At 66.6% G+C, this 24,514-nt stretch carries 22 protein-coding genes; 9 read left to right on the forward strand and 13 right to left on the reverse strand.

What is annotated here, in order from left to right; genetic code table 11:
- Positions 1-71: 71 nt before the first annotated feature.
- From proS to CDO87_RS01595, 4 genes are all read right to left on the reverse strand, one after another.
- Complete coding sequence (proS, locus tag CDO87_RS01585; protein ID WP_100927132.1) at positions 72-1,409, reverse strand: proline--tRNA ligase; 1,338 nt, start codon at positions 1,407-1,409, stop codon at positions 72-74.
- Positions 1,410-1,548: 139 nt separating this feature from the next.
- Complete coding sequence (locus CDO87_RS01590) at positions 1,549-2,466, reverse strand: AEC family transporter (protein ID WP_100927133.1); 918 nt, start codon at positions 2,464-2,466, stop codon at positions 1,549-1,551.
- Positions 2,467-2,623: 157 nt separating this feature from the next.
- Positions 2,624-2,794 (reverse strand): hypothetical protein, encoded by a 171-nt coding sequence (locus CDO87_RS26630; RefSeq protein WP_157814887.1) that lies wholly within the window; start codon positions 2,792-2,794, stop codon positions 2,624-2,626.
- A 257-nt stretch (positions 2,795-3,051) separates the two neighbouring features.
- Positions 3,052-3,873 (reverse strand): LuxR family transcriptional regulator, encoded by an 822-nt coding sequence (locus CDO87_RS01595; RefSeq protein ID WP_100927134.1) that lies wholly within the window; start codon positions 3,871-3,873, stop codon positions 3,052-3,054.
- 126 nt (positions 3,874-3,999) lie between these two features.
- Between CDO87_RS01595 and CDO87_RS01600 the strand changes: the two genes are divergently transcribed.
- The 7 genes from CDO87_RS01600 to CDO87_RS01630 all read left to right on the forward strand — a co-directional run bounded on the left by CDO87_RS01600 (position 4,000) and on the right by CDO87_RS01630 (position 14,641).
- A complete protein-coding gene (locus CDO87_RS01600; protein WP_100927135.1) occupies positions 4,000-5,157 on the forward strand; it encodes an AI-2E family transporter in 1,158 nt (385 codons plus the stop codon).
- Complete coding sequence (locus CDO87_RS01605) at positions 5,154-5,855, forward strand: HdaA/DnaA family protein (protein WP_198521800.1); 702 nt, start codon at positions 5,154-5,156, stop codon at positions 5,853-5,855. Before CDO87_RS01600 ends, CDO87_RS01605 begins: the two co-directional genes overlap by 4 nt.
- A gap of 138 nt (positions 5,856-5,993) precedes the next feature.
- Entirely contained in the window at positions 5,994-8,168 is a 2,175-nt protein-coding gene (locus CDO87_RS01610) for an RNA degradosome polyphosphate kinase (RefSeq protein WP_100927136.1), read from the forward strand.
- Positions 8,169-8,600: 432 nt separating this feature from the next.
- Positions 8,601-9,896, forward strand: coding sequence for a flagellin (locus CDO87_RS01615; protein ID WP_100927137.1), 1,296 nt, complete (start codon positions 8,601-8,603; stop codon positions 9,894-9,896).
- 262 nt (positions 9,897-10,158) lie between these two features.
- Positions 10,159-11,457, forward strand: a complete 1,299-nt coding sequence (locus CDO87_RS01620) for a flagellin (RefSeq protein WP_198521801.1) — start codon at positions 10,159-10,161, stop codon at positions 11,455-11,457.
- Positions 11,458-11,705: 248 nt separating this feature from the next.
- Positions 11,706-13,004 carry a flagellin gene (locus CDO87_RS01625; RefSeq protein ID WP_100927139.1) on the forward strand — a complete coding sequence of 433 codons (1,299 nt, stop codon included), beginning with the start codon at positions 11,706-11,708 and terminating at the stop codon, positions 13,002-13,004.
- Positions 13,005-13,099: 95 nt separating this feature from the next.
- Entirely contained in the window at positions 13,100-14,641 is a 1,542-nt protein-coding gene (locus CDO87_RS01630) for a Ppx/GppA family phosphatase (protein WP_100927140.1), read from the forward strand.
- A 79-nt stretch (positions 14,642-14,720) separates the two neighbouring features.
- On the opposite strand, the gene CDO87_RS01635 is transcribed toward CDO87_RS01630, so the two are convergent.
- The 5 genes from CDO87_RS01635 to CDO87_RS01655 are packed head-to-tail and all read right to left on the reverse strand — an operon-like array spanning position 14,721 to position 17,963.
- Positions 14,721-15,086, reverse strand: coding sequence for a hypothetical protein (locus CDO87_RS01635; protein WP_100927141.1), 366 nt, complete (start codon positions 15,084-15,086; stop codon positions 14,721-14,723).
- Positions 15,087-15,132: 46 nt separating this feature from the next.
- Positions 15,133-16,134, reverse strand: a complete 1,002-nt coding sequence (locus CDO87_RS01640) for an endonuclease/exonuclease/phosphatase family protein (RefSeq protein ID WP_100927142.1) — start codon at positions 16,132-16,134, stop codon at positions 15,133-15,135.
- Positions 16,135-16,142: 8 nt separating this feature from the next.
- A complete protein-coding gene (locus CDO87_RS01645; RefSeq protein ID WP_100927143.1) occupies positions 16,143-16,826 on the reverse strand; it encodes a TerB family tellurite resistance protein in 684 nt (227 codons plus the stop codon).
- 43 nt (positions 16,827-16,869) lie between these two features.
- Positions 16,870-17,349, reverse strand: coding sequence for a GNAT family N-acetyltransferase (locus CDO87_RS01650; protein WP_100927144.1), 480 nt, complete (start codon positions 17,347-17,349; stop codon positions 16,870-16,872).
- Positions 17,346-17,963: a VOC family protein gene (locus tag CDO87_RS01655; protein WP_100927145.1), complete on the reverse strand. Its 618-nt coding sequence runs from the start codon at positions 17,961-17,963 to the stop codon at positions 17,346-17,348. The genes CDO87_RS01650 and CDO87_RS01655 overlap by 4 nt, the downstream gene beginning before the upstream one ends.
- A 144-nt stretch (positions 17,964-18,107) precedes the next feature.
- On the opposite strand from CDO87_RS01655, the gene nhaA reads away from it, so the two are divergent.
- Positions 18,108-19,313 carry a Na+/H+ antiporter NhaA gene (gene nhaA, locus CDO87_RS01660; RefSeq protein ID WP_100927146.1) on the forward strand — a complete coding sequence of 402 codons (1,206 nt, stop codon included), beginning with the start codon at positions 18,108-18,110 and terminating at the stop codon, positions 19,311-19,313.
- A 397-nt stretch (positions 19,314-19,710) separates the two neighbouring features.
- Here nhaA and scpA read toward each other — a convergent pair whose 3' ends face one another.
- Positions 19,711-21,852: a methylmalonyl-CoA mutase gene (gene scpA / locus CDO87_RS01665; protein ID WP_100927147.1), complete on the reverse strand. Its 2,142-nt coding sequence runs from the start codon at positions 21,850-21,852 to the stop codon at positions 19,711-19,713.
- A complete protein-coding gene (locus CDO87_RS01670; RefSeq protein ID WP_100927148.1) occupies positions 21,815-22,750 on the reverse strand; it encodes a hypothetical protein in 936 nt (311 codons plus the stop codon). The genes scpA and CDO87_RS01670 overlap by 38 nt, the downstream gene beginning before the upstream one ends.
- 166 nt (positions 22,751-22,916) lie before the next feature.
- Here CDO87_RS01670 and CDO87_RS01675 point away from each other — a divergent pair, with 166 nt between their 5' ends.
- Complete coding sequence (locus tag CDO87_RS01675; RefSeq protein WP_100927149.1) at positions 22,917-23,369, forward strand: DUF4174 domain-containing protein; 453 nt, start codon at positions 22,917-22,919, stop codon at positions 23,367-23,369.
- Positions 23,370-23,376: 7 nt separating this feature from the next.
- Here the strand turns inward: CDO87_RS01675 and CDO87_RS01680 are convergent, their stop codons facing one another.
- Together CDO87_RS01680 and CDO87_RS01685 are read right to left on the reverse strand one after the other, a co-directional pair.
- Positions 23,377-23,895 (reverse strand): hypothetical protein, encoded by a 519-nt coding sequence (locus CDO87_RS01680; RefSeq protein WP_100927150.1) that lies wholly within the window; start codon positions 23,893-23,895, stop codon positions 23,377-23,379.
- A gap of 84 nt (positions 23,896-23,979) precedes the next feature.
- Positions 23,980-24,402, reverse strand: a complete 423-nt coding sequence (locus tag CDO87_RS01685) for a hypothetical protein (RefSeq protein WP_100927151.1) — start codon at positions 24,400-24,402, stop codon at positions 23,980-23,982.
- Positions 24,403-24,514 lie beyond the last annotated feature (112 nt).

Here is a 24,514-nt window from a genome sequence, read left to right on the forward strand (position 1 = left end):
GTCGGCAATGAGAGGCGCACAGGGGTTGCAGGGAGAGCGCAGGCCCGGCACGCGGGCCTGCACGGTAATGGTCAGTGGTTGGCGTAGATCTGGCGGATGCGCTCCACCGCCTGCTCGGGCGGCATCTCCTCGCTCTCGCCGGTGCGGCGGGAGGTCAGCTCGACCACGCCGTTCTTCAGCCCGCGCGGGCCGACGGTGATCCGCCACGGCAGGCCGATCAGGTCCATGGTGGCGAACTTGCCCCCTGCCCGTTCGTTGGTGTCGTCGTAGAGCGGCTCAAGCCCGGATTTCACCAGGTCGAGGTAGATCGCCTCGCAGGCGGCGTCGGCCTCTGCGTCGCCCTGCTTGAGGTTGACGATGCCGCAATGGAAGGGCGTCACGCCTTCCGGCCAGATGATGCCCTTGTCGTCGTGCGACGCCTCGATGATCGCGCCCAGAAGGCGGCTGACGCCGATCCCGTGGGAGCCCATGTGCACCGGCACCTGCGCGCCGGACTGGTCCTGCACCACCGCGTTCATCGCCTCGGAGTACTTGGTGCCGAAGTAGAAGATCTGGCCGACCTCGATACCGCGCGCAGAGCGGCGGCGCTCTTCGGGGATCTGGTTGAACAGGGCCTCGTCGTGGGTCTCATCCGTGCGGGCGTAGCGCGATGTGAACTCCTCCAGCACGGACTGGCATTCCTCGACGCTGTCGAAGTCGATGTCGCGCGTGCCGAACTTCAGGTCGGTGATCTCGCTGTCGTAGAAGACCTCCGACTCGCCCGTTTCCGCCAGCACGAGGAATTCGTGGGTGTAATCGCCGCCGATCGGGCCGCCGTCGGCGCGCATCGGGATCGCCTGCAGGCCCATGCGCTCGTAGGTGCGCAGGTAGCTGACGAGGTGGCGGTTGTAGGCGTGCAGCGCGTCCTCCTTGGTAAGGTCGAAGTTGTAGCCGTCCTTCATCAGGAACTCGCGGCCGCGCATCACGCCGAAGCGCGGGCGGATCTCGTCGCGGAATTTCCACTGGATGTGGTAGAGCGTCAGCGGAAGGTCCTTGTAGGACCGCACGTAGCTGCGGAAGATGTCGGTGATCAGCTCTTCGTTCGTCGGCCCGTACAGCATGTCGCGGCCGTGACGGTCGGTGATGCGCAGCATCTCTTCGCCATAAGCCTCATAACGGCCGGATTCGCGCCAGAGGTCCGCCGATTGCAGCGTCGGCATCAGAAGCGGGATGTGGCCCGCGCGCTGCTGCTCTTCGTGGACGATGTTCTCGATCTTCTTCAGGACCTTGAAGCCCAGCGGCAGCCAGGAATAGATCCCCGCCTGCGCCTGCTTGATCATGCCGGCCCGCAGCATGAGCCGGTGCGAGACGATCTGTGCCTCGGACGGGGTTTCCTTGAGGACGGGCAGGAAGTAGCGGCTGAGGCGCATCGGGTCTGGACCTTGCAAAAGAGGGTTTCCACGCGGTTTAGAGGCTGGTGCGGGGGGTTTGCAAGCCTTCTGGCGGTGCATGGCCTGCGGGTGGCGTTTGCGCGGCACCCGTCCGGGCGAATTGACGGGCTGCGGGCGGTCAGTTGCCGCCCGTCAGCCCGAAGAGCCAGACCACCAGCGGCAGGGTCAGCACGGCGGCCAGCGTCTGCGAGGTGATGATCCCCGCCATGAACGGCCCGTCGCCGCCCAGTTGCCGCGTCAGCACGTAGGCCGTGGGCGCCGTTGGAATGGCGGAGAAGATCACGAGGATCAGCGCCGACACGGGCTCGAGCCCCAAGAGGAGCGCGATGACCGTGGCAAGCACCGGCATGGCCAGCAGGCGCAGCGCACCGATCCCCGCCAGCGCCGTCATGTCCTGCCGGAGCGCCTGCGGCTGGAGGGCGGCGCCGACGCACAGCAGGCCGAGCGGCAGGCTACCCTGCGCGAGAAGCGAGAAAAACGCGCCGGAGCCGAACGGCAGCCCGGTCCCGGCCAGCGCCACCGCGATGCCTGCAAGGCAGGCGAGGATCAGCGGGTTGGTGAAGATCGTCCGGACCAGCCTGCGCCAGCGCCCAGTGGCCCCGCCCTCGCTGAGCGCGAGGATCGACAGGAGGTTCACCAGCGGCACGGCGACGGCGAGGTAGACCGCCGCGCGGGACAGGCCCTCGGGTCCGGCGAGGCTCGTGATCGCTGCGACGCCAAGGTAGGTGTTGAACCGCAGGACGCCCTGCAGCGCCGGGCCGAAGCGGGCGGCGGGCGCGGGTCTGAGCCAGCGCGCGAAGGCCAGCAGCGCCGCCGCGATCAGCAGGGTCAGCATGGCCGCCGCACCGAGGCGCAGCACCTCCGGGTCGCGGATCGGCGCGCGGGCAAGGCTGGAGAACAGCAACGCCGGGAACATCACGAAGTAGTTCATGCGCTCGGCCGCCGGCCAGAAGCCTTCGGCGGGGAACCCCTTGCGGGCGAGGAGGAAGCCCGCGCAGATCAGCGCGAAGAGCGGCCAGATCGTCAGGAAGAGCATCTCAGCCCTGCCCCATGCCTGCCGTGCGTGGACCCGTCATGCCCTCTGCCCCATGGAAAAAAGAAAGCGCCATCCGCTGGGAATGGCGCAAAACCCGCATGGGGTAAAGCGTCGCCCGCCGTCCGCCGGGACAGGCGGGGCGCGCGGTACGGTCCGCTCAGCCCGTTCTGCCGGGGTGCGGCGAACGGGGGGCGACCTCTACCGACAGTGCTCCGGCAGAGGGGGCGGAGACGACGGCGTGGCGGCTGTCGGATTCGGCGTAACCGACGGCGGTGATGAGCGTCGACAAAGCGAGCACGAAGAAGACGAACAGGGGCGGTCTGGGCATCGAAGGCACCTATGGAACAAATGGTTTTGGCAGCAACAGGACAGATTTAAGCATGGCGGTGGCCGATGCGCCAAGCGCCCCGGGATCACGAGCAGGTGTGTGCGCGGAAGGCCGCCAGACTCCCGCGCCGGACGACCGAAAACCGCCGATCGTGGGGGAAGCTCAGGGTTGAATGGAGGTCAAGAGGGGCTGTTAATCCCCTGTCTTTGTTTAATTTTTTCCGAAAATCTCCGGATGCGCCGCCCTGCCCCTTGGCCTCACGGCGCCTCGTCCAGTTGGGTAACCCAGAGCTGGTTGAGGAAGGCGAGCTTGGCGATGGCCTGCGCGGTGGTCTCCACCCTCAGGTGGTCGCGGGCACGCGACAGGTGGCGTTCGACGGTCGAGGCGGCCATGCCGGTGATCTGGGTGATGTCGGCCTGCGTCTTGCCGTCGGCGATCCATTGCAGGCATTCGCGCTGGCGGGGCGTGAGCTGCGCGGCGGCGACCGGCAGCGGCAGCTGGCTGAGCTTGAAATGCGCGATATGCGTCAGGGCCAGCAGGGCATCGCTGTGGTGCTGCCAGTGGGCATCGACCGCCTCCTGCGGTACGTTCCGGGGCGCGGCAAGGCCCATCGCCCCCTTGGACCGGGGCGCACCCACCGGAAAGCTGACGGTATAGCCCGCGCGGGTGCGGCCCAGCTTGTCCATGGTGCGGATCTCCTGCGCAGACAGGCGCCCGGCGGCGCGCTCCTCATGCACCCAGCCCCACGAACACGCCCCGCTGTTGTCCCTTGTCCAGCGGTAATCGGCGGATTGCAGGTAAAGCCCGGTGGTGTGGAAGGCGATCACCTGGTCCAGCGCATGGGTCGAGAGGAACATCGCATCCGCCGGGTCGCCGATGCCCGCCCCTGTGCGGTAACGCGTGTAGCCGTAATTGATGCGTTCGAACCCCATGGCGCGGGCGGCGGCGACGAAGACCGCCCAGGCGGTTTCCATGTCCGGCGCCTCGGCGATGGCGGCGACGCGGCGCAGGGCCTCGGCCGCGTCGAGGGCCGGAAGCGGCGCGCATTCCGCCGCGGAAGGGCGCAGGGGGCTGGTCATGCAAAAACTGCTAGCCTGTCCCGGCGAAATTGTCAGGTGGGCATATCGGACTTGACACACCCCGCCTGCGGCCTTGAAACCGGCGTCTGCGCGGGCGATTGTGGCAGCGCAGCAAAAGGAGCGCCCATGGCCCTGCCGGTCCGAAAGCAGCTGAAATACTGGGGGATCGCCGCGGCGATCTTCGCCGTGACCCTGTGGTTCCTCGGCAATGTCCTGCTGCCCTTCGTGCTGGGCGGGGCTATTGCCTACTGTCTGGACCCGGTGGCCGACCGGCTGGAGCGGGCGGGCCTGTCGCGCGGCGTGTCGGTGGGGGTGATCACCGTCGCCGCGGTGCTGATCTTCGTGGTGCTGACGGTGGCGATCATCCCGATGCTGATCGGGCAGACCACCGCGCTGTTCGAGACCGCGCCGCAACTTTTCCGCGACCTGCAGGCCTTCCTGACGGAGAAGTTCCCGAACATGATGACCGACGGCGGCGTGGTGCAGCAGTCGTTGGCCTCGCTGGGCGAGACGATCAAGACCAAGGGGGCCGCTGTGGCCGAGACTGCGCTGGCCTCGGTCGGGTCGCTCCTCAACGTGCTGATGCTGTTCCTCATCGTGCCGGTCGTGGCGGTCTACATGCTGATCGACTGGGACAACATGGTGGCGCAGATCGACAGCCTCGTGCCGCTGGATCACCGCGAGACGGTGCGCAAGCTGGCCCGCGACGTCGACAGCGTGCTGGCAGGGTTCATACGCGGCATGGGGTCGGTGATGCTGATCCTCGGCACCTATTATGCCGTGCTGCTCTGGGCCGTTGGCCTGCAGTTCGGGCTGGTGGTGGGCGTCGTGGCCGGTTTCCTGACCTTCATCCCCTACGTGGGCGCCATCGTGGGCGGCGGCCTGGCCATCGGCCTCGCGCTGTTCCAGTTCTGGGGCGAGTGGTGGTGGATCGTCGCGGTCTGGGCGATCTTCCAGTCCGGCCAGTTCATCGAGGGCAACATCGTGACGCCGCGCCTTGTGGGCAGTTCGGTGGGGCTGCACCCGGTGTGGCTGCTGCTGGCGCTGTCGGTCTTCGGCGCGCTCTTCGGCTTCATCGGGCTTCTGGTGGCGGTGCCGCTTGCCGCCGCCATGGGCGTGATCGTGCGCTTCCTCGGCGACCGCTACCGCGAATCGAAGCTGTACCTCGGATTTGCCGGAAACGACGCAGAGTCGGTCTCGGCCACGGAGCGCGTCGGCGGTCCGGAGATGACGCAGGCGACGGCGCATCTGACCGTCAGCCAGCCGGGGCGTGACACCCGGTGACGGGATCGAAGCAACTGCCGCTTCCCCTGCCCGCGCGAGAGGCGCTCGGGCGGGAGGATTTCTTTGTCAGCGAGGCCAATGCCATGGCGGTCGCGCTGGTGGAGCGCTGGTCGGAATGGCCCGGCGCCAAGATGGTGATCTGCGGGCCGCGCGGGTCCGGCAAGACGCATCTCGCCCATGTGTGGGCAAAGCTGTCGGGCGCCCGCATCGTCGGCGCCGACACACTGGCGGAGGCGGAGATCCCCGACCTCGCCTCTGGCCCGGTCTGTGTCGAGGACGTGCCGCAGATCGCGGGCGACCGTCCGGCCGAGGAGGCGCTCTTCCACCTGCACAACCTCGTTCTGGCGCAGGGGCATTCGCTTCTCATGACGGCAGAGCGGGAGCCGACGCTCTGGCCGCTGGTGCTGCCCGACCTGAAAAGCCGGATCATGGGGGCGCAGGTGGCGCGGATGGGGGCGCCGGACGATGCGCTTCTGACCGCGCTTCTGGCCAAGCAGTTCGCCGACCGGCAGATCACGCCGGGGCCGGAGGTGCTGTCGTATCTCACCCGGCACATGCCGCGCAGCCACGCCGCTGCCCGGGCGGTGGTGGCGGCGCTGGACGAGGCGTCGCTGGCGCACAAGAAGCGGGTCACACGGGCTATGGCTGTCGCGGTGCTGGCGCGCATGGCCGCCACGGACGACAACGGCACCGCCTGAGCCCGCCAGCCGGGAAGACGGTTGTTTGCAGCGGCTTGCGGCCACGGCTGCGCGCGGGCAAGACTGTGGACAACAGGCGCCGGGGATCTCTGCGCCACTGTCATCAATCCGTTGCAGAACCAGAGGCATAAGCCCGTCATGACCATTGCCGACTTTCTCAAATCCCCGCTGCCGCCCGCCACCGACCTGCCCGAGCTCGACCTGCAGGGGCCGGGGCGTTACGTGAACCGGGAGCTGAGCTGGCTCGGCTTCAACTGGCGTGTGCTGGAAGAGGCCGAGAACCCGCGCGTCCCCCTGCTGGAGCGGCTGCGCTTCCTGTCGATCTCGGCCGCGAACCTCGACGAGTTCTACACCGTGCGCGTCGCCGGTCTGCGCGAGCTGGCGCACAACGGCAACACCACGCCCGCCGCCGACGGGCTGACCCCGGCGGAGCAGCTTGTCCTGATCGACGAGGACGCCCGCAACCTGATGGCCGAACAACAGCGCGTGCTGGGTGTGCTGCAGGGACAGATGGCGGAGGAGAACATCCACATCGTCGGGCGCGACGACCTGACGGAGGCGGATGTGAAGCACCTCGGCACCGCGTTCCTCGAACAGGTGTTCCCGGTGCTTTCGCCGCTGGCCATCGACCCTGCGCACCCCTTCCCGTTCATCGCCAACATGGGCTACTGCCTTGCGCTGCAGCTTGAACGGAACCGCGACAAGCGACCGTTGCAGGCGCTGCTGCCGATCCCCGCGCAGATCGACCGGTTCATGACCCTGCCCTCGGAGCCGGGCCACCACCGGGTGATCTACCTCGAGGACGTGGTGCTGCTGCACATCGATTCGCTGTTCCCGCAATACAAGGTGAAGGATCACTTCGGTTTCCGCGTGCTGCGCGACAGCGACCTCGAAGTGGAGGAAGAGGCCGAGGACCTGGTGCGCGAGTTCGAGGTCGCGCTGAAGCGGCGCCGCCGCGGCGAGGTGGTGCGCTTGACGGTCAGCGCCGGTGCGCCGAAGGCCCTGCGCGGCATCGTCATGCGCGAGCTGCACGTCGCCCCCGACGAGGTGATCGAGCTGAACGGGATGCTGGGCGTGGCCGACACCAAGGAGCTGGTGCTCGATTCCCGCCCCGACCTGCTGTGGCCCACCTTCACCCCGCGCGTGCCGGAGCGGGTGCAGGACTTCGACGGCAACATGTTCGACGCGATCAAGCAGAAGGACATGCTGCTGCACCACCCCTACGAGACCTTCGACATGGTGGTGCGCTTCCTCAACCAGGCCGCGCTCGACCCCGACGTGGTGGCGATCAAGCAGACGCTCTACCGGACGTCGAAGAACTCGCCCATCGTGGCCGCGCTCTGCGAAGCAGCGGAGGACGGCAAGTCGGTGACGGCGCTGGTCGAACTGAAGGCGCGCTTCGACGAGGCCGCCAACATCCGCCAGTCGCGGCGGCTGGAGCGGTCCGGCGCGCATGTGGTCTATGGCTTCCTCGAATGGAAGACCCACGCCAAGATCAGCCAGGTGGTGCGCCGCGAGGGCGACAAGCTGGTGACCTACACGCACTGGGGCACAGGCAACTACCACCCGATCACCGCGAAGATCTACACCGACCTGTCGTTCTTCACCTGCGATGCGGCTTTGGGGCGCGATGCAGCGAAGCTGTTCAACTACCTCTCCGGCTACGCGATGCCCGAGGGGCTGGAGAACCTGCTGATCTCGCCGCACACGCTGAAACCGGGGATGCTCGACCTGATCGAGAAAGAGATCGAGCACGCGGCGGCAGGCCGTCCGGCGGCGATCTGGCTCAAGATGAACTCGCTGATCGAGCCGGACATGATCGACGCGCTCTACCGCGCGAGCCAGGGCGGCGTGAAGGTCGACTGCGTGATCCGCGGCATATGCGGGCTGCGTCCCGGGGTGAAGGGCCTCAGCGAGAACATCCGGGTGAAATCCATCGTGGGCCGCTTCCTCGAACATTCGCGGATCGCCTGTTTCGGCAACGGCCACGGCCTGCCGCACGGCAAGAGCCGGGTGTTCATCTCGTCGGCCGACTGGATGGGCCGCAACCTGAACCGCCGGATCGAGACCGGCGTGGAGATCCGCAACGCCACGGTGAAGGCGCAGATCGTCAGCCAGATCATGGCGGCGAACCTTGCGGACACGGCGCAGAGCTGGGTGATGGAGCCGTCGGGCCGCTTTGCCCGCCATGCCGTGCCGGAGGGGGAGTTCGCGTTCAACTGCCACCGGTTCTTCATGGAGAACCCCTCGCTTTCGGGCCGCGGCTCTGCCGGGGCGAAGGACGTGCCCCAACTGACGCACACCGAGGACTGAAGGTTCAACTGTGTTAACGAAACGCGCCTCCGGCCGGGTGCCGGGGGCGGTGTCAGACGGCGGATCGAGCGCCGGGTTGACGACTCAAGACCCGGTAGGACCCGTGTCATGGGGTTGGATGCTTAGCATTGGACAGGTTGGAAAAGCCCCCTTTGTATCAACGACTTGGGCCGACATGGTGAATCCCGGATTCATCGCTGTGTCAGCACTTGGGCAGCGCGCCACATCCCTGCCCTGAAATGACCCTTCGGGGGCCGCAAATCGTTAAATGGAGATTAATCGGCGGGGCGCATGTTGCCCCTGCACTCGACCTGAGTGGCGCGGACGTGTCGTGAGGATGCGGTCCGTAGCGTCAGAAGACGGTTCTGATGCCGGAGAAGGACACCGGCAAATCCCGGCGCCAAACGCGCCACGAACCGAAAGGCGAGACTCATGTCGAGTATTCTCACGAACAACGGGGCAATTGCCGCGTTGCAGACTCTGAAAGGCATCAACCGGCAGATGGGTGCCGTCCAGACGCAGATTTCCACCGGCAAGAAGGTGAACTCCGCGAAGGACAACGCTGCCGTCTGGGCCATCTCCAAGGCGATGGAGTCCGATGTCGCGGGCTTCAAGAAGGTCTCAGACTCCCTCAGCCTCGGCCTGGCCACGATCTCCGTCGCCCGTCAGGGTGCCGAGACGGTGACCGACCTCCTGACCCAGGTGAAGGAAAAGGTCGTCGCGGCGCAGGAAGAGAACGTCGACCGCGACAAGATCCAGACGGACATCAACGCCCTGCGCGACCAGGTGGCCGCCGTTGTCGGCGCGGCTCAGTTCAACGGTCAGTACATGCTGACCAACACCGACCAGACGGCGAACTCCGGCGGCATCAACGTGCTGGCCTCCATCGACCGGTCTTTCGACGGCGTGACCTCTTCGGACATCCGCGTCCTGAAGCAGGATCTCGGCACCGGCTCCTCGTCCATCGGTGCGTCGCTGACCGCGATGACCGGCGCGAACAACAGCATCACCGGCGACGGTGACGGCGCCGCCTATGTCATGACCGGTGCTGCCACCGCGCCGACAGGCACCACGACCTTCGGCACCGCCTCGACCGACTCCGTGGCGGCGGGCACCGCGTTCTCAATCGCCATCTCGGGCGTGGCGGGCAACGGCCTTGCGGCGACCACCGACCGCAACGACATCTCCTACGTCGCCCGTGACGGCGACACGATGGCGGATGTCGTGGCGGGTCTCGCGCAGTCGTTCAACACCTACGCAGCGAACGATCTGGGCACCGACACGACAGTCAACGCCAGCGTGCAGAACGGCAACGAGATCGTCTTTACCGGCCATGACGGCACCGGCGACAACTTCTCGCTGACCATCAACCAGTACGCCGCCGATGCCTCCACCACCATCGGTGGAAGGCTGTCGGGGCTCGCCGACATCGACGTCACCACCCAGACCGGGGTGGACGCGGCGCTGGCCGGGATCGACGCACTGATCGACACCGCAATCGACTCCGCCGCAGCCTTCGGTTCTGCCGAGATGCGCATCGAGTCGCAGAAGGACTTCGTGTCCGGCCTGACCGACGCGCTCAAGAGCGGCATCGGCACGCTGGTCGACGCGGACATGGAAGAAACCTCGGCGCGGCTTCAGGCCCTGCAGGTCCAGCAGCAGCTGGGCATCCAGGCCATGAGCATCGCCAACAGCGCACCGCAGTCGCTGCTGGGTCTCTTCCGCTAACGGAACGAAGCGCCCCGGGGCGCGCCCTTCCTTCGGTGAAAGACCGCAGGGAGGGGCCCTTTCCCCGGGGCGCTTTCCCCGGCCCGCATCGGGCCGCGGGGAGAATCCGCCCGGAACGCGGGTGGTTTGAAAGGCAGGGCCCCGGGCACGTGAACGCCCCTGAGCCGCCTGCAATCGTCAGAAGACGCTTTTCCCGAAGTCGGCCGAACGGCTGGCACAACCGGCGTAAACACGCCATGCCAATATGAAAGGCGCACTCGATATGTCGAGCATTCTTACCAACACCGGCGCGATGACCGCTCTGCAGACCCTCAAGATGGTCAACAGGTCGCTGACCGAAACCCAGGGCATGATCTCCACCGGCAAGCGGGTGGCCACGGCCAAGGACAACTCCGCCGTCTGGGCAATCTCCAAGGCGATGGAATCCGACGTTGCCGGCTTCAAGCGCATTTCCGACAGCCTGAGCCTCGGTCAGGCCACCATCGACGTCGCCCGCAAAGGGGCAGAAACCGTCACCGAACTCCTGACGCAGGTGAAGGAAAAGATCGTCGCCTCCCAGGAAGAGAACGTCGACCGCAACAAGATCCAGACCGACATCAACGCCCTGCGCGACCAGATCGCCGCCGTTGTCGGTGCATCGCAGTTCAACGGTCAGTACCTGCTGGAGAACACAGAGCAGACGGCAAATTCCGGCGGCATCAACGTGCTGGCCTCCATCGACCGCTCCGGCGACGGCACGGTGTCCTCCACCGACATCCGTGTGGCCAAGCAGGACCTCGGCACCGGCTCCTCGTCCATCGGTGCGTCGCTCACCGCTCTGACCGGCGCGAACAACGACATCACCGGCGACGGCGACGCGGCGGCCTATGTCATGACCGGCGCGGCCACTGCCCCGACCGGCACCACGACCTTCGGCACGGCGTCGACCGACTCCGTGGCGGCGGGCACCGGGTTCTCAATCACCATCACCGGCACGGCGGGCAACGGCCTTGCCGCCACGTCCGGCCGCAACGACATTTCCTACGTTGCCCGTGACGGCGACACGATGGCGGATGTCGTGGCGGGCCTTGCCGCTTCGTTCAACTCCTACGCGACCAACGACCTCGGTGCCGGGTCCACCGTCAACGCCACCGTCCAGAACGGCAACGAGATCGTCTTTACCGGCCACGACAACACCGGCGACAACTTCTCGATGACCGTCAACCAGTACGATCCGAGCGCCACCACCACCATCGGTGGCCGTCTGTCTGCACTGGCGGACGTGAACGTGACGACGCAGACCGGTGCCGATGCGGCACTTACGGCGATCGACGGGCTGATCGACATCGCGATCGACTCCGCCGCCGCCTTCGGTTCCGCGCAGATGCGGATCGAGACGCAGTCGGACTTCGTCTCCGGCCTGACCGACGCGCTGAAGTCCGGTATCGGTACGCTGGTGGACGCGGACATGGAAGAAACCTCCGCCCGCCTGCAGGCCCTCCAGGTCCAGCAGCAGCTGTCGATCCAGGCCATGTCCATCGCCAACCAGGCGCCGCAGTCGCTGCTGTCGCTCTTCCGCTGATGACAGGCGCGCGCGTCCCCTGACGCGCGGCTTACGAACAAAGATCATGCCCCGCAACCCGTTTGCGGGGCATGATTTTTTAAGGAGAGTTCGAAGGAATCCGCAACCAGTCCTAGCGCGGTGTTAACATGCGCGCGGTACTGTGGGCCTGCACTCTCCCCGGGTGGCGCGACCTCGGACCCTTGGCTCGCAACATCAGAAGATGGCGCCGGAAAGCGGCGTTTGGTTTCGAGATTTGGGTGAGTGCCATGTCCAGCATTCTGACGAACCGGGGCGCGATGATCGCCCTGCAGACATTGAAGTCGATCAACGAGCAGTTGTCGCAGACACGACGCAAGGTCTCGACCGGGTTGCGGGTCGGCAACGCGCGCGACAACGCCGCCGTCTGGGCCATCGCCAAGACGATGGAATCCGACGTCGCGGGCTTTTCGCGCATTTCGGACAGCCTGAACCTCGGCATGTCGAGCGTCGCGGTCGCCCGCAAGGGGGCCGAGTCGGTGACCGACCTCCTGACCCGCATGAAGGAGAAGATCGTCGCCGCGCAGGAAGAGAACGTCGACCGCGCCAAGATCCAGGCTGATATCGCCGCGCTGCGCGACCAGATCGGGGCGGTTGTCGGTGCGGCGCAGTTCAACGGGCTGAACCTCTTGTCCAACCGGTCCATGAACGCGGGCAGCGGCGGCATCAACGTGCTGGCGTCGCTGGACCGGTCGTCATCCGGCGTGCGCGCCTCCGACATTCGCGTGGGCAAGCAGGACCTCGGGCTGACCCTGTCAAGCATCGGAACCGGGCTGACCTCGCTGGCCGCGGGCGCCAACGACATCACCGGCTTCGGCGATGCCACGGCAAGCGCGCTGACAGGTGCCGCAACGGCGCCGACGGGCGTCACGACCTTCGGCACCTCGGCGTCGCAGTCGGTTGCCGCCGGAACCGGCTTCTCGATCTGGATCAGCGGGTCGGCGGGTGGTGCGCCCTCCGACACCGCCTCCGGGAACGAGATCAACTACGTGGCGCGCGACGGCGACACCATGGCCGACGTGGCCCGCGCGCTCACCGCGCAGTTCAACCGCTACGTGGAGGCTGACCTCGGCGCGACTGCCACCGGCGGCATCGGTGCGGAGGTCAGCGGAAATACCATCACCTTTACCGGCGCCGGGACGGTCGGCGACACCTTCTCGGTCCGGGTGGACCAGTACGCGGCGGATGCGTCCAGCACCATCGGCGGCGGCCTGTCGTCGCTGATGTACATGGATGTGACCTCGCAAAAGGGGGCAGATGCGGCGCTGGCGGATATCGACAGGCTGCTGGACACAGCCATCGATGCAGCGGCCTCTTTCGGCAGCGCCGGCGGCCGCCTGGAAAGCCAGGCGGAATTCGTGAAGGGCCTGTCCAACGCGCTGAAATCGGGAATCGGCACGCTGGTCGACGCCGACATGGAGGAGACGGCGGCGCAACTTCAGGCGCTTCAGGTGCAGCAACAGCTTGCGGTGACCTCCCTCTCCATCGCCAACCAGGCCCCGTCCCTGCTGTTGTCATTGTTCCGCTGATCCCGCGCCAAGTGACGGAGAGGACGGTCCTTTCTTGACCCCCCCTCCCCCTGCCCCTAGGACTCCGCCCAAGACGGACCGTGGGAGCGCGTTTTATGGATGAAACCGAAGAGAGCCACGGTCACTGGGATCCGTTCGGCCATCCTCTGTTCGACGGACCCGAAGCGCGGGCGCTGAGCCGCGTTGGCGTGGTGGACATCGGGTCGAACTCTGTCCGGATGGTGGTGTTCGACGGCGCAGCGCGCAGCCCGGCCTACTACTTCAACGAAAAGATCCTGTGCGGCCTGGGCGACGGCATGGACACCTCCGGACACCTGAGCCCCGAAGGGCGCGTGCGTGCGCTTGAAGCGATGAAGCGCTTTCGCCTCATGGCGGAAGGGATGCGGCTGTCGGGCCTGACGGTAGTCGCCACCGCCGCCATGCGCGATGCGGAGGACGGACCGGCGTTCCGCCGCCAGATCGAGGACGAAACCGGGCTGACTGTGCACGTGATCGACGGTGCGGAAGAGGCGCGGCTCTCGGCGCAGGGTGTGCTGCTGGGCTGGCCCGGGTCCTACGGCCTTGTCTGCGACATCGGCGGATCGTCGATGGAACTGGCCGAGATCGGCGGGGGCCGCGTCGGACGCCGCATGACCTCGGCGCTGGGGCCGCTGAAACTGAAGGACCTCGACGGCGGCAAGAAGGCGCGCGACAAGCACATCCGCAAGGAGATCGACACGCTGACCGACTACATGGGCACGCAGCGCGACCGGCTGTTCCTGGTGGGCGGAAGCTGGCGGGCCATCGCGCGCATCGACATGCTGCGCCGCGAGTATCCGCTGCGTGTGCTGCACGAATACCGGATGGACGCCTCGACCGTGGCGGAAACCGTGGCCTTCATCGAGGCGCAGCCGGACCACGAGGTGCTGCGCAAGGCGGCGGGCGTGTCGTCGACGCGCATGGCGCTGGTGCCGTTCGCGGCGGAGGTGCTGCAGCAGATCGTGGCCAGCTTTCAGCCCTCCGACATCGCGATTTCCAGCTATGGCATCCGCGAGGGCCTGCTGTACGAACAGATGCCGCATGTGCTGCGCGACCGCGATCCGCTGATCGAGGCCTGCCGGTTTGCCGAAGCCAAGGACGCGCGCCTGCCCGGGTTCGGCCGGCAGCTTTACGATTTCGTCCTGCCGCTATTTCCCGATGCGTCGGAGGGGCGCCGGCGCCTGATCCACGCCGCCTGCCTGCTGCACGACGTGAGCTGGCGCGCGCATCCGGACTACCGGGCGGAAACCTGTTTCGACAACGCCACCCGTGCGAACCTTGGCGGGCTGAAACACTGGGAGCGGGTGTACCTCGGGCTGTCGCTTTTGCACCGCTACAAGAACAAGCGCGAAGGCACCCGGTTCGAAGACCTCTACAACCTTCTGGACGAGGCGCACCGGCGCGAGGCGGAGGTGCTGGGCAAGGCGATGCGCTTTGGCGCGATGCTCTGGACGCTGGAATCCTCTGCCGGTCACGCGCGCTTCGACTGGGACGGCAAGCGGCTGGTGCTGCGGCTGGAGCCGGACATGATCGACCTTTACGGAGAGGTCGCGCGCGCCCGGTTCAAGTCTCTGGCGCAGGCCATGGGCGCGCAAGAGTTCGAGGTCGTGTCAGGCTGAGGCAGTTGCGGCGTGCTGGATCACGCAGGGCATCAAATGGTCTGCGGGCCGGAGTTTTCCGGCGGGCAATGCCCTGACATCACAGCTCGATTTCGCCGTTGTCCGGCAGCGGCTCTTCGTCTTCCGGCTGGGTCTTGCGCCGGATGATGATGTCGCCGTTGGGCAGGATCTCGGGCGGCTCGTAGACCGACCAGTCCTCCACCTCTTCCAGGAGATGGCGTAGTGCCGGGCCCATCTCTGTCATGAAGGCCTTCATCTGCGGGCGCATCTCGCGGGCGAGGTCCTCGAGTTCCTGAAGCGCCGGTTCCATCTCGCCCATCAGGCCACGGAAGAACAGCCGTGCGCCCTCTTCCATCAGGTTGAAGCCGCCGTTGTCTTCTTCCTGCGCGGCGACGGGCGCGGCGAGGAGCGACAGGGCGAGCAGCGGTGCGGCGATCTGTTTCATACCGTGAAGATAGGTCGACGGGCGCAGTCCGGGAAGGGCCGTGCCCTCAGATTTCCAGGTCGAGCGTGACCGGGAAGTGATCGGAGGCGGTCAACAGCGCTTCGCGCAGCTCCGGGTCGCGCCAGCAGCGGGGATTGTCGAAGGGATGCCAGATCCGCCATTCCGGCTGCCGTGCCATCAGGTCCGGCGACACCATCACGTAATCTAGCAGCGCCTGAAGATAGCGGTTCTCCGGCTCGATAAAGAAACGCGAGGTGGCCGGTTGCGCGCTGATGCGGCTTGCCAGGGCCTCTGTCGCGTGGGGATCGTGAAGGGCCGTGTCGCCCTGCCCCATCACGATCTCGACGGAGCTGCGGCCGAACAGGCTCTCGAACTCGTCGAGGCCGGGACCGTCGTTCAGGTCGCCCAGCAGGATCACGCTTTGGCCGTCGGACAGGAGGGCGTCGATGCGGGCGCGCAGCCAGATCGCCTGCGCCAGTTGCTTGCGCCGGTTGGCGATGGCCAGCCGCATGACATCGTCCCGGTTGCGCGCGCCGTGCGGGGCCTTGGACTTCAGATGCGCCCCGATCAGGTGCAGCGCCTGGCCGGAGGCGGTGGTGACAGTCAGCTCAAGCGGCGGTTTGGAGAAGCGGACAGGGTCGGGAAAGGCGTCAATGTCGAGGTCGATCCGGAATTCGGTGTCGAACCGCGGCGCGCCTGCCGTGGCCATCGGTTCGTGCCGGGCGGTCAGCCGCGCCGGGTCGTAGAGCAGCGCGATTTCCTGCTGCGTGTCGTTGGCGAAACCGGTGATCGTGGCGGAGGTCCGCAGCCCGAAGGCCTGCGCAAAGGAGGTGAGGGCCCGGGTGGTGGACCGGCGGCTGCCGGTGTCGGGCGCCTCGATCACCATGACCGCGTCGGCGTCGAGCGCCCTGAAGACGGTGCCCAGGGCCTCTGCCTGCGCGCGGCGGGTCACGTCTCGCCGCCCGGACCAGCCTTGATCGGCCAAAAGCCGCCCCTTGTCGTCGAACAGCGAGTCGAACCATTCGACGTTGTAGGTGGCGAACCGCAAGGTGGGCGTCAGGCAGCTTCGCGGGTGGAGATTTCTTCCCACGCGCGGTTGATCGCGGCCATCCGCTTTTCGGCGATCTTCACCGCCTCTTCCGGCACGCCGCGCGCGATCATCACGTCCGGATGGCTGTCGCGCACCAGTTGCCGCCAGTGCTTGCGGATCTCCGGCAGGTCCATGTCCGGCGTGACGCCCAGCACGTCGTAGGGATCGGGCACCGCGTCGGGCACCAGCCGGCCGCGCATCGAACGGAAACGATTTTCCGACATGCCGAATATCTCGGACACGCGGGTCAGGAAGGCGTCCTCGGCCGGGTGATACTGGCCGTCCGCCATGGCGATGTGGAACAGCCCCTCCATCAGGTCGCAAAGCGCCTCGCGGTTCTCGCCGAACATGGTGGAAATGCGGCGGGCGTATTCCTCGAACCCGGCCACGTCCTGCCGGGCCAGGTTGAAGACACGCGCGGCGTTGCCCTCTTCCTCGGCCGGGATGTGAAACACCTCGCGGAAGGCGGTGACCTCGTCCCGTGTGACCAGTCCGTCGGCCTTGGCCATCTTCGCAGACAGCGCGATCACGGCGATTGTGAACGCCACGGAGCGTTCCGGCGGCGTGCGCAGACGGTCGAAGAGCGCGCCGAGCGTTTCGCCGGAGGTGAGCGCAGCAAGCGCCTGGGTTATGCGGGACCAGATCGACATGCGGGCATTTTACCGCGATGCAGCGAAACTGTCAGGGCAGGAATTACAGAATTTTCTGCATCAGCACGAGATCCATCCAGCGCCCGAACTTGAAGCCCACCTGAGGCAGGGTCGCGATGGGGGTAAATCCGATGGCGGCGTGAAAGGCGACGCCGCCGGGATTCTCGCCTGAGACACCGGCCCAGAGGCTGTGCACGCCCTCGGCGCGGGCCACTCGCTCAAGCTCTGCCATCAGCAGGCGGCCAAGGCCCGCGCCGCGCGCGTGTTCTGCCAACTGGATGGAGTGTTCCTTTGTATGAGCGTAACCGGGGCCGCCACGGAACGGAAAATAGGTGGCAAAGCCTGCAAGGCGCCCAGCGTCTTCGGCCACGATGAAGGCCGGGCCGCGCGACGCGATGTCGGCGACGATGCCCTCGGGCGTCTTGCGTTCGTTGGTGAAGGTGATGGCGGTGTGGTCGATGATCTCGTTCCAGATCGCCGCGATGGCCGCCGCATCGCGCGGCTCTGCGGTGCGCAGGATCATGCCAGGATGATTTCCGTGTCCGCGTGTCGGATCGTGGCCGCCAAGTTTGCCGGCCCCTCCACGAATCGGACCTGCGGTGCGTCGAGATAGGGGGCGAGAAGATCGCTCAGGGCGGCGGCGTCGGGATGGGTGACGGTCAGTTCGGTCAGCGCCGCGCCGGAGGCGGGCAGAGAGCGCCCCGGCGGCACCGTCGAGTGCCACTGGATCAGCGCCGGGAACAGCCCGTCGAACGGCAGGAGTCCGTCTTCGGGCACCGCCATGGTCCATGACAGTTTGCCCCGGCTGAGGGACACGGCCCGCCCGGCCATGGGCAGCGCCGCGATGGCCGCCTCGATGTCCGGCACGGCGCAGACCCACTTGTCCAGCCGCGCCTCGCCCTCGAAACCGTCGAGCCCGAACCAGCGCGCATCCGGCGGGGCGGACGCGGAGGGATCGATGGCGATCGCCTCGATGTAAAGGTCGGGATCGAGGCCCACGAGCTGGTTGTGCGTGCCGAAACGCGGATGCGTGCCGCCCGAGGACATGGGCAGTCCCAGCGCGCCTTCGACATGCGCGATGGCTTCGGCGAGGGTCTCGCCCAGGACGGCGATATGATCGAGGGTCAGCTTCACCATGGGCGGGATTTCCGTGCAGTCGCAGCACGATAGACGCGCAAATCCATGCTGCAAAGCGGAAAATCGACCCCTGTTGCGTTGAAAGCTGGGCCATGCGTCCCAAATATGACTGAATATATAATCTTTACATGAGGGAACCATCGGATGCTGCTGCGCGCTCTGGACAAGTTTTTCAGTCACGAAGCTTCGGGGGGCATCCTCCTCATACTTTCAGCGGTCCTGGCCATGATCGTGGCCAACTCCGGCCTCGACATCTTTTACGAAAAGGTGCTGGGCAGCTATTTCAGCGTGACGATCAACGGCGAGGGCCTCGAAAAGCCGCTGATCCTGTGGATCAACGACGGCCTGATGGCGATCTTCTTCTTCCTGATCGGCCTCGAACTGAAGCGCGAGCTGCTGGAAGGCAAGCTGAAGAACCCATCCGACGTGGTGCTGCCCGGCATGGCGGCCGTGGGCGGCATGGTCCTGCCCGCCGCGGTCTACCTGATCTTCAACCTGGGCAACCCCGAAACGGTCGGCGGCTGGGCGATCCCCGCGGCCACCGACATCGCCTTTGCCCTTGGCGTTCTCGCGCTTGTCGGAGACCGGGTACCTGCCTCGCTCAAGGTTTTCCTGCTGACGCTGGCGATCCTCGACGACATGGGCGCGATCATCATCATCGCCCTGTTCTACACCGCCGAGCTGAAGGTGACCTACCTGCTGATGGCGCTGCTTCCCATGGCGCTGATGTGGTACCTGAACCGTCAGCGCGTCCACCGCGTGGCACCGATCCTGCTTTTGGGCCTCGTGCTCTGGGTGCTGGTGCTGAAGTCCGGCGTGCACGCGACGCTGGCGGGTGTCGTCACGGCCTTCTTCATCCCGCTCAAGGACAAATGGGGCAAGTCCCCCCTGCACTCGCTCGAGCACGGCCTGTCGCCCTATGTCCTCTACTTCATCATCCCCGTCTTCGCCTTCGCCAACGCGGGTGTCGTGCTGGCGGGCATGGAGATGAGCCAGGTTCTGGCGCCGCTGCCGCTCGGCATCGCGCTTGGCCTGATCATCGGCAAGCAGGTGGGCGTCTTCGGCGTGACCTTCCTGATGGTGAAGACCGGAATGGCGCGGATGCCCCACGGGGCGAACTGGGCGCAGATCTACGGCATCGCCTGCCTTGCGGGCATCGGCTTTACCATGTCGCTCTTCATCGGTTCGCTGAGCTTCTCGGACCCGGCCCTGATGAACGAGGTGCGCATCGGCGTGCTGAGCGGGTCGATCATCTCGGGCATCATCGGCTTTGTCGCCCTGCGCATGTCGACCAGCAAGGCAGACACGCCGGACGAGACCGAGCGTGAGGCCAGCGCCACCGCGGCCTGAACCTACTGTGTCGGGGCCGTCCGAGAAGGTCGGCCCCGATACCGCTGTTCCTAAATATGGCCCGAGCGATAGACTTCGAATTCGTATGTTCCAGCGTTTCAAGCTCTCGGACAGAAGGCCCCATTGAGGGGCCTTCGCGGCCCCTCTCCCCAATAGCCCAACTCGACAACGCCCTGAACAGGGCGCATCGATAACGCCTTGGGCGTTGGGTTTAAGGCCAATCTGGGTTTTGGAATGCCGGATTTGATGCGACGCGCGTGTTCTGCGCCGGACGCTCGATCCAGCAGGATGCGCCCCGCCGCTGCTTGCGGGGATGCGCAGCGCCGGGTTCGGCGCGAGTAGCTTTGCCTTCCAAAGCGATTGTGCGCGCCCCCAGACCGGGGACGCGCGAAGGGTGTCAGGCCGCCGCGTCGGACCGCGCCTGCCGGATCAGCCGCAGGATGTCCTGCGCCGCTTCCGGGATGTTGGTGCCAGGGCCGAAGATCGCCTTGACGCCTGCGTTCTTCAGGAACTCGTAGTCCTGGTGCGGGATGACGCCGCCGCAGATCACGATGATGTCGCCCGCCCCTTCGGCCTGCAGCGCCTTCACCAGTTGCGGCGCAAGCGTCTTGTGACCGGCGGCCTGGCTGGAGATGCCCACCACGTGCACGTCGTTGTCGATGGCGTCCTGCGCGGCCTCTTCCGGGGTCTGGAACAGCGGGCCCACGTCGACGTCGAAGCCGATGTCGGCAAAGGCGGTGGCGATGACCTTGGCGCCGCGGTCATGGCCGTCCTGCCCCATCTTGACCACCAGCATGCGCGGGCGGCGGCCTTCGTCCTCGGCGAACTGCTCCACCGATTTCTGGATGGCGGCAAAGCCCTCGTCGCCCTCGTAAGCCGCGCCGTAGACACCGGCGAGGGTCTTCACCTCTGCCCGGTGCCGGCCGAATTCCTTTTCCATCGCCATGCTGATCTCTCCTACGGTGGCACGTGCGCGCGCCGCTTCGACCGCCGCGTCGAGCAGGTTGCCGCCCTCTTTGGCGCGGCGGGTCAGTTCGTCGAGGGCCGCGGTGCAGGCTGGCTCGTCGCGGGTGGCGCGGATCTTCTCCAGCCGGGCGACCTGGCTCTCGCGCACTTTGGCGTTGTCGATGTCGAGGATGTCGAGATCGTCCTCCTTCTCCAGCCGGTACTTGTTGACGCCGACAATCACATCGGTGCCACGGTCGATGTCGGCCTGACGGCGCGCGGCGGTTTCCTCGATCCGGAGCTTCGGCATCCCGGATTCGACGGCGCGGGTCATGCCGCCCATCTCGTCCACTTCCTCGATCAGCGCCCAGGCCCGTTCGGCCAGTTCGTTGGTCAGGCTCTCGACGTAGTAGGAACCCGCCAGCGGATCGACGACCTTGGTGACGCCGGTTTCCTCCTGCAGCACAAGCTGCGTGTTGCGCGCGATGCGGGCGGAGAATTCCGTCGGCAGGGCAATCGCCTCGTCCAGCGCGTTGGTGTGCAGCGACTGGGTGCCGCCCAGCACAGCCGACATGGCCTCGTAGGCGGTGCGGATGACGTTGTTGTAGGGGTCCTGTTCGGCCAGCGACACGCCGGAGGTCTGGCAGTGCGTGCGCAGCATCTTCGACCGGGGGTTCTGCGCCCCGAGCTCCGTCATGATGCGGTGCCAAAGGAGCCGCGCGGCGCGCAGCTTTGCCACTTCCATGAAGAAGTTCTTGCCGATGGCGAAGAAGAACGACAGCCGGCCGGCAAATTTGTCAATGTCCATACCGGCTTCCATGGCGGTCTTCACGTACTCCTTGCCGTCGGCGAGGGTGAAGGCCAGCTCCTGGACGAGGTTCGCGCCCGCCTCCTGCATGTGGTAGCCGGAGATCGAGATCGAGTTGAACTTCGGCATGTAATCCGATGTATACGCAATGATATCCGAGATGATCCGCATCGAGGGCGCGGGCGGATAGATATACGTGTTGCGGACCATGAACTCCTTCAGGATGTCGTTCTGGATGGTTCCGGACAGCACCGACCTGTCATGGCCCTGCTCCTCGCCGGTGACGATGAAGTTCGCCAGCACCGGGATCACCGCGCCGTTCATCGTCATCGAAACGGACACCTTGTCGAGCGGGATGCCGTCGAACAGGATCTTCATGTCCTCGACGCTGTCGATGGCTACACCGGCCTTGCCCACGTCGCCCACCACGCGCGGGTGGTCGCTGTCATAGCCGCGGTGCGTGGCGAGGTCGAAGGCGACCGACACGCCCTGCTGACCGGCGGCCAGCGCCTTGCGGTAGAAGTTGTTCGATTCCTCGGCGGTGGAGAAACCGGCGTACTGGCGGATCGTCCACGGACGGCCCGCGTACATCGTTGCCTTCACGCCGCGGGTGAAGGGCTCCTGCCCCGGCAGGCTGCCCATGTGCGGCAGGCCCTCGGTGTCCGCGGCGGTGTAGAGCGGCTTGACCGGGATGCCCTCCAGCGTGTCCCAGGTCAGGTCGTCGACAGCCTTGCCGCGCAGTTCCTTTTCAGCGATCGCGCGCCAGTCGTCGGGGAGATCCGTCATGTGTGTGTCCTCTCTCTTTCAGACCCGCCGCCAGGGTCAGCCTGCGGCGGCCCGGGTCCGGGTCGGCTTTCAATGTTGCGAGCCCGTCCGCCCCGGCCTCGAGCCAGAACAGATCGTCGGCATTGGCTTCGCGCAGGCGGGCGCGCTGGCCTTCTGTGAAGGGCATGTAGCGGCCCTCTCCCTCCGGCAGGTGGCCGGGATCTTCGCCCCGGTCCGAAAGTGTCGTGCGCAGGCCCCTCAGGTCGAGGCGGCGGTTGCGCCAGAATGCGCCCGGCCGGGCGACCGGCAGGTGGGTCAGCCCGCTCATCACCGTTAGCAGGCGGTCGGGGCGGTCGCAGAACGCCTCGAACGGGGTGACAACGATCTCTGCCTCCGGACAGGCGCAGGCCAGTTCGGTGACCAGTTCGCGCCAGCTGCGCGGGTTGGCGGCGATGCGGGCGAGCGTGTCATCGGAGGGCACCGCTTCGCCGCGCGGGATGACGTGCCCGATGAGCGAGGCCCACCAGGCATCCAGCGCGCGCACCTGAATACAGATCGTGTTGACCTGGCCGAAGGCCTGTGCCAGCCGGGCCACCCGCTCTCCGGCGCCGGGATAGAGGCTGGCCTGCCGCAGGCACCGGCGCGGCATGCCCAGCATGTTCTCGTCACTGACGACAAGCCGCGCGATGCCGGTCTTGCGCGCACCTTCGAGGGCGAGGCGGACGCGTCCGGTGGCGCGGCGCGCCTGTTCCGGGCTTTCCGGTGCCTCGGCCACGCCATGCAGGAGCCCCTTGCGGGTGCGCCATGGCCCCCAGAACCCCAGTTGGCGCTCCTCCAGGTCGGCGCGGTGGGCGCGCAGGTAGGTCTGGAAGCTGGTGGTGGCGGCACGATGGGCGCCGAGATGGAGAATGATCTGCATGGCCGTCACGGTCCCGAGGCGCCCGGACGCACCCGATGCGCGTACGGTCCCTGCGGGGACGGACCTTGCCCGCCACCCGGTGACGATGCCGTTAAAGGTAAAATTTTCGGGGGCTGCCGCGCTTGTGCACTGTGCAGGCCGCGTCGGGCAGCATATATCTGCTGACATGCGTTGGATTTTATGCCTGATCGCCGTTCTTAGCCTGGGGGCCGCCCCCCCGACACAGGCGTGGGCCGCAGACAACGAGGTCGAGACCGACGCCGAGAGGCCGGTCGTCCTCGACGCCGCCGAGACATCCCTGTCCGACTGGCTCTGGATCAAGCGTCCGGTGGTGGTCTTTGCCGACAATGCCGCCGATCCGCGCTTCCAGGAACAGATCGAACTGCTGACCGAGCGGTATTCGGCGCTGGAGGAACGCGACGTGGTGATCATCGTCGACAGCGACCCGGAGGCGATGACCTCCGTCCGCAAGGCGCTGCGGCCGCGCGGCTTCATGCTGGTGGTGATGGCCAAGGACGGCACCATCGTCACCCGCAAGCCGGGCCCGTGGTCGGTCAGGGAAATCTCCCGCTCCATCGACAAGCTGCCGCTCCGGCAGGACGAGTTGAAGGGCTTCTGAACCGCCCTCAGACGTTGCCGCGCATGAAGAACAGCAGCCGCGCGCTGCGGTGCAAGAGCATGATCGCGTTGTTCGCCGGGTCGTAGATCGTCAGGCTCTGCTCCGACATCAGCGCGTAATAGGCATCGAGCTGGAACTGGTCGTCCATGCAGGCCATCGACGGCCCGATGAAGCTGGACAGCAGGCCCATGCCCTCCTCCAGGCTGATGGACATCAGCTGCTCCGATACGGTGTTGGGGTTGGCCCCCGGCACGTCGAAGGCCACCACGCGCCCCGACTTCACCAGCCGCAGCCCGGAGCGCACGTCCGAGACGATACGCACCGCCTGACTGCGCACCGAGGAGGACGCGAGGTCGAAGATCGCCGCCGTGCAGGTGGGCTTCGACGTGAAGCGCCGGGTCTGCGCCAGGTAGACGAGGCCGGACAGCTCGGCGCGGACCTCCTCCTCCTTGTCTAGGGGAAGGCAGGACGACAGCACCAGCAGCGCCGACAACAGCAACACCACGTGGTTTGCGATCCGCATCATGTCCTGCCTCCGGCCGTTCGGTACGGGCCGGGAGGTTAAGCGCAAGGTCTTGAGACTTCGTTTCGCCGGTCCGGGAGGCGCCGGTCAGGCGTCTTCCTCGGCCTCCGTCAGGGGCCGGATGCCCGTGGCGCGATGGGTCAGGATCGCCCCGCCGATCACGAAAAGCGCCACGTAGCCCGCAAGGCTGCCCTGCCCCACGGTCAGGATGTGCCAGTAGACCCCGAGGAACACCAGCGCCATGACCACCAGCACGATGACCGGCCCCAGCAGGTAGTACGCCCAGCCGAGATCCACATCCAGCAGCAGCCCCACCAGCGTCAGGTACAGGCCGTAGCCCGCGCCCACCGCCACGATGGAAACCGACAGCGCCATGCCGAACAGCATCCAGGTCGGCCCGGCCACGGGCACCACCGCCCAGAGACCCACCGCGACAACGCCGGACACGATCAGCCCGGCCAGAAAGGCCAGGCTGTGCATCAGCCAGATTGCCGCGACGCGTCGCACCATCGCCCGTGTCCCCACTCGATCCCGTCCCGCGCCGACAATAAACCGGAAATTGTCCGGAGGTCACGGGTCCAAAAGCAGTGCGCACACAGAGAGGTGCGGCGGCAGCCGGCGG

Origin of the sequence: Sagittula sp. P11, from assembly GCF_002814095.1 — a bacterium.
Lineage (GTDB): Bacteria > Pseudomonadota > Alphaproteobacteria > Rhodobacterales > Rhodobacteraceae > Sagittula.